The 6,518-nt window shown below is 73.6% G+C and carries 2 protein-coding genes; both read left to right on the forward strand.

All coding sequences use genetic code 11. The annotated features are described in order from the left end of the window. A partial coding sequence (locus ACZ4FV_RS51355; protein WP_465328290.1) for a type I polyketide synthase occupies nucleotides 1–5,644 on the forward strand: 5,644 nt, incomplete at its 5' end. 59 nt (nucleotides 5,645–5,703) lie between these two features. Further along, nucleotides 5,704–6,518, forward strand: an 815-nt coding sequence (locus tag ACZ4FV_RS51360; protein ID WP_465328292.1) for a beta-ketoacyl synthase N-terminal-like domain-containing protein, incomplete at its 3' end; no start/stop codon positions are given.

Below are 6,518 nucleotides of genomic sequence, written 5' to 3' on the forward strand. Positions count from 1 at the left end.
GGCTCAGGCGCTGTTGGCGACCTACGGTCGGGAGCGGCCGGCGGATCGGCCGTTGTGGCTGGGATCGATCAAGTCGAACATCGGCCACACCCAGGGCGCCGCCGGCATCGCCGGGCTGATCAAGATGGTCATGGCGATGCGTCACGGCGTGCTCCCGAGGACCCTGCACGTCGATGAACCCTCGCCGCACGTGGACTGGGCCTCCGGGGCGGTTCGCCTGCTGACCGAGGCGCGGGACTGGCCGCGGACCGGCCGGCCGCGGCGCGCCGGGGTGTCGTCCTTCGGGATCAGCGGCACCAACGCCCACGTGATCCTGGAACAGGACCCCCGGCCCGGCACAGTCGACGACACCGCCCCGGCCCCGACCGGGACGGACATCCCGCAGGGGCCGGTACCGCTGGTGGTCTCGGCGCGGGGCGAGCGGGCCCTGCGGGACCAGGCCGGGCGCCTGAGCGATCGGATCCGCTCCCTGCCCGACGCGCGTGCGGCGGACGTCGGTTGGTCGCTGGCCACCTCACGGGCGACCCTCGACACCCGGGCCGTGGTGTGGGCGCGCGATCGGGACGAGATGCTCGCGGGTCTGACGGCCCTGGCCGAGGGCCGGCCGGCCCCGGGTCTGGTGCAAGGGGCGACCGCCGAGGGCGGGCAGGCGTTCCTGTTCTCCGGACAGGGCAGCCAGCGCGCGGGCATGGGACGCGAACTGTCCGCCGCCTTCCCGGTGTTCGCCGAGGCGCTGGATGCCATCGCGGGTGGGCTGGACCCGCATCTCGACCGCCCGCTGCGGGACGTCCTGTACGCCCCCGAGGGCACGACGACGGCCGCGCTCCTGGAGCAGACCTCGTTCACCCAGGCGGCACTGTTCGCGTACGAGGTGGCGCTGTTCCGGCTGCTCACGCACTGGGGGCTCACCCCCGAGCTGCTGCTCGGCCACTCCGTCGGCGAGTTGGCGGCCGCGCACGTCTCCGGCGTCCTGTCCCTGGAGGACGCGTGCGTGCTCGTCGCCGCGCGGGGCCGTCTCATGCAGGACGTGCCCGGCAGCGGCGCCATGGTCGCGGTGCAGGCGACCGAGGCGGAGGTTCTGCCGGAGGTGGCCGCACACGCCGACCGGATGTCCATCGCCGCCGTCAACGGACCCGCGTCGGTCGTCGTGTCGGGCGCCGAGAGCGCGGTGCTCGACCTCGCCGAGCGCTGGCGGAGCAAAGGGCGCAAGACGCGGCGGCTCAGGGTGAGCCACGCCTTCCACTCCCCACAGATGGCCGCGATGTCGGACGAGTTCGGCGCGGTCGCGCGGAAGCTGGACTTCCATCCGCCGACCATCCCGATCGTCTCCGACGTCACCGGGGACATCGCCGGCGCCGACGAGTTGTGTTCGCCGGAGTACTGGGTCCGGCACGCCCGGGCGACCGTGCGCTTTCACGACGGGATGCGCCGACTCGTTGCCGCGGGGGTGCGCACGTTCGTGGAGATCGGCCCTTCCGGGACGCTGACGGCGATGGCCCAGGACTGCCTCGCGCAGGCACCCCCGAACACCCGCGCCGTGCCGATCCCGGCGGGGCGCGCCGGACGTCCGGAAGCCGACACCGTACGCACGGCACTGTCCCGGGCGTTCGCCCGCGGCGCCCGGGTCGACTGGCCCCGCTTCTTCGCCGACACCGGCGCCCGCAGGACGGACCTGCCCACCTACCCCTTCCAGCACCGTCGTTACCCCTGGAGCGCCGCGGCCCCTGCCGCCGATGTGCGCGCCGTCGGCCTGGACGTGCCGGAACACCCCCTGCTCGGCGCGGCCCTGGATCTGGCGGACGCCCAGGGCAGGGCGCTGATCGGGGTGGTGTCCCGGCGGACCGAGGCATGGCTCGCGGACCACGTCGTGCTGGGCACGACACTCCTACCCGGCACCGCCGTGGTGGAGTTGGCGATCCGCGCCGGCGCCGAGGCCGGATGCCGGCGCCTGGTGGAACTGACCCAGCAGGCACCGCTGGTCCTGCCCGAACACGGTGCCGTGCGCCTACAGGTGCGGGTGGGGCCCGCAGCGGAGGACGGACGGCGCCCGCTGGGCGTGTACTCCCGGGAGGAGGACACCCGCACGGCGACCCCGGACGCACCGGACGCCCCGTGGGTGAGTCACGCCCGGGGCACGCTCGCCCCCGAGGCGGTCGCCGCGCCGGCGCGTGCGGGGGAGCCATGGCCGCCTTCGGGAGCGGAACCCGTCGCGCTCGAAGGCTTCTACGAGCGCACGGCCGCGGCCGGCCTGGAGTACGGCCCCGCCTTCCGCGGGCTCACCGCAGCCTGGCGCCTGGGGGAGGAGTTGTTCGCCGAGATCACGCTCCCCGACGCGGCGCGCTCCGGCAACGGCGGATACGCGCTGCACCCGGCGCAGTTCGACGCCGCGCTGCACGCGGCCCTCCTCACCGCGGAGGGGACGACGGTGCATCGAGAGGGCCGGCGGACACAGGTCCTCCGAGTACCGTTCGCATGGCACGAGGTGTCCTTCCACGGCGCAAGCGCACCGGTGCTCCGCGCACGATTGACCCCGACGGGTACGGACGCCGTCTCCCTCGCCCTGTGGGACGAGCACGGCGCTCCGGTCGCGTCGGTCGGATCGCTGCGGACCCGCCCGGTCTCCACGCAGCAGCTCCGGGCGGGCCACACCCGGGACAGCCTCTTCCACGTCGACTGGGTGGAGACGGCGCCTGTTCCGTCGGCAACACGGACGCGGACCCCTGTTCTTGCCGTGCTCGGGGACGGCGCTCCGGCGGAGCGGCTCGCGGCCACGACGCACACCGATCTCGGTGCTCTCGTGTCGGCGATCGAGTCCGGTGCACCCGTGCCGGACCTGGTATTCCTGCCGTGTCACGGCGACGCCGTTCGCACCGGCGGAGCCGAGCGATCGGACGAAGTCGGCAGCACGGACGAAACCGGGTCCACCGGAGCGGCCCGCACCGATGACGCGGTCGTCGACGACCCGGCAGGCGCCGCCACGGCTCTGACTCTGTCCGTGCTCGACATACTCCGGACCTGGCTTGCGCAAACCCGGTTGCACGCGTCCCGGCTCGTGGTCACCACCCGCGGCGCCGTGCCCGTTGCCGGCGACGAACCGATCGCCGACGTGGCGGCGGCCGCGGTGTGGGGCCTGGTGCGCGCCGCGCAGACCGAACACCCGGGACGGTTCCTGCTCGTCGACTCGGACGGGCAGCGCACCTCGACGGCCGCCCTGGTCGGGGCGGCGGCCGGGGACGAACCGCAACTCGCGCTTCGGGCGGGCCGGATGTTCGTTCCCCGGCTGGCCCGCGGGGTGCCGTCCGGCACGCTCGTGCCGCCTGCGGGAATCCGGGAGTGGCGGGTCGACCTCGGCGGTGGCGGCACCGTCGACGACCTGCTCCTCGCCCCCTGCCCGGAAGCCGCGGCACCGCTCGGACCGGGTAGGGTCCGGGTCTCGGTGCGAGCCGCCGGTGTCAACTTCCGGGACATCGTGATGGCCCTCGGCATGGTCTCCGACCAGCGGGCGCTGGGCGGCGAGATCGCCGGCGTCGTCACCGAGGTCGGACCCGACGTCACCGGACTCACCCCCGGAGACCGGGTGTTCGGCCTCGCGGCCGGGTGCCTGGGGCCGGTGGCCGTCGTCGATCGGCGCCTGATCGCGCGGATCCCACGGGGCTGGTCGTACGCCCGGGCCGCGTCCGTGCCCGTCGCGTTCCTCACCGCCTACGAGGGCCTGGTGGACCTGGCCGACGTACGGCCCGGCGAGAAGGTGCTCGTGCACGCGGCGGCGGGCGGTGTCGGCATGGCCGCCGTGCAGTTGGCGCGCCACCTCGGTGCCGAGGTGTACGCCACGGCCGGTCCCGGCAAATGGGACGCGGTGCACGCCCTGGGCGTCGACGACGCGCACCTCGCCTCCTCGCGTACCGCCGAGTTCGAGGAACGGTTCGGCGCGACGAGCGACGATCGCCGTGGCGGTCGCATCGACGTGGTGCTGAACTCGCTGGTGCGGGACCTCGCGGATGCCTCCCTGCGCCTGGTGCGGCCGGGCGGCCGATTCGTCGAGATGGGCAAGACCGACATCCGCGACGCCGACGAGGTCGCCGCCCGGTACGACGGGATCGCCTACCGAGCGTTCGACCTGATGGACGCCGGCCCCGAGCGCATCACCGAAATGCTCGCGGAGATCGTCGAACTGTTCGAGCGCGGGCGGTTGCGGCCGATCCCGGTCACCACGTGGGACGTACGGCAGGCGCCCGCCGCATTCCGCTTCCTGGCCCAGGCCCGGCACGTGGGCAAGGTGGTCCTCACGATGCCTCCCGCGTGGAATCCGGCGGGTACGGCCTTGATCACCGGCGCCTCCGGGGCGCTCGGCGCGCAGGTGGCCCGACATCTGGTGGGCGCCCACCACGTGAAGCACCTCGTGCTTGCCGGACGCCGCGGACCGGACGCGCCGGGCATGGCGGAACTGTTGGCCGAACTCACCGCCGCGGGCGCCACGACGGTGCGGGCGGTGGCGTGCGACGTGGCCGAACGGGGCGCGGTGGCGGACCTGCTGGCATCGGTGCCCGCCGAGCACCCGTTGACGGCCGTGGTGCACACGGCGGGTGTGCTCGACGACGGCGTCCTGGACTCGATGACGCCCGCCCGAGTGGGCGCGGTCTTCCGGCCCAAGGTCGACGGCGGCCGGCACCTGCACGAGCTGACGCGGGACGCGGACCTGGCCGCGTTCGTCCTCTTCTCCTCCGCCGCCGGCACGCTCGGCGCACCCGGACAGGCCAACTACGCCGCCGCCAACGCCTTCCTCGACGCGCTGGCCCGACACCGCCACGACAGCGGCCTGCCCGCGACGTCGCTGGCATGGGGCCGCTGGGCCGAGGCCGGGGGGATGGGGTCGCGGTCGGGGCACACGGACCGGGCGGAGTACACCCGCACGGGCGGCCTCTCCACCGAGGAGGGCCTCGCACTGTTCGACGAGGCACTCGCCGCCGGCCGGGCCGGGTGGGTTCCCACGCACCTCGACCCCGGGGGACTGCGCGCCGCCGCCGAGAACGGCACGCTTCCCGCGCTGCTGCGCGGCCTGGTCCACGTTACGGCGACGGCGGCGGAGCCGGGCGCGGAGCACGCCCTGCGCGAACGCCTGGCACTCCTGGGAGCCGAGGACCGCAGCGCGCTGATCCTCGACCTGGTGCGCGATCGCATCGCCCTCGTCCTCGGTCACCCGACGTCCGGGCACGTGGATCCGCAACGCCCGTTCCAGGAACTGGGCTTCGACTCGCTCACCGCCGTGGAACTGCGAAACCGTCTGGACGCCGCAACCGGCCTGAACCTGCCCACCACACTCGTGTTCGACCACCCGACCCCCGCCGCCCTCGGTCGACACCTCGAAGCCGTACTGGTGTCGGGGCTGGACGCACCGGTCGACACCGTCCTGGCCGGCCTGGACGCCTGGGCCGTGCACCTCGCGGCGACATCGCTGGACGCCGCCGGACGCGAACGAGTGGCGGATCGGTTGCGCGCGCTCGCTCGACAGGCGGGCGAACACGCACCCGCAGGAGACCGGGCACCCGACGCACGGGAGGACGCCACGACCGTCGCGGACGAGCTCGACCTGGCGACCGACGAGGAGGTCATCGACTTCATCGGCAGGGAGCTGGGGATTTCCTGACCTCGGGCCGGAGCCCGCGAGCAAGGCACAACGGTGACGTCTCGACGAGGTGGTTGCACATGGTGACGGACGACCGGATTCGGTACTACCTCAAGCGGGTCACCGCCGACCTGCACGAGACACGAGCGCGCCTGCGGGAGTTGGAGGACGCCGACGCGGAGCCGATCGCGGTGGTGGCGATGGGCTGCCGATTCCCGGGGGACGTGCGCTCGCCGGAGGACCTGTGGCAACTGGTGGTCTCCGGAAGGGACGCGATCGGGCCCTTCCCCCAGGACCGAGGCTGGGACATCGAGGGCCTCTACGACGCCGACCCGGACCGGCCGGGGAAGAGCTACGCACGCGAGGGCGGGTTCCTCGCCGACGTGGCGTCGTTCGACGCGGGCCTGTTCGGAGTGAGTCCACGCGAGGCGCTGACGCTCGACCCGCAACAACGTCTGCTCCTCGAGGTGTCCTGGGAGACGTTCGAGCGCGCCGGCCTCACACCGGCCTCCCTGCGCGGGAGCCGCACCGGTGTCTTCGTGGGCACCAGCAGCCAGGAGTACGCGCTCCTGCTGGATCGGGCCCGGGAGAACTTCGAGGGCTACGCGACCGGTTTCCTCGCCAGTGTGTTGTCGGGTCGTCTGGCGTACACGTTCGGTCTGGAGGGTCCGGCGATCACGGTGGATACGGCGTGTTCGGCGTCGTTGACGGCGTTGCATCTGGCTGTGCAGGCGTTGCGGCAGGGTGAGTGCACCCTGGCGCTGGCGGGCGGTGCTTCGGTGATGACCACCCCCGGAATGTTCGTGGAGTTCAGTCGGCAGCGGGGTCTTGCGGTGGATGGTCGGTGCAAGGCGTTCGCGGCGGGGGCGGATGGTACGGGGTGGGGGGAGGGTGT

Source organism: Embleya sp. NPDC025285, assembly GCF_055558835.1.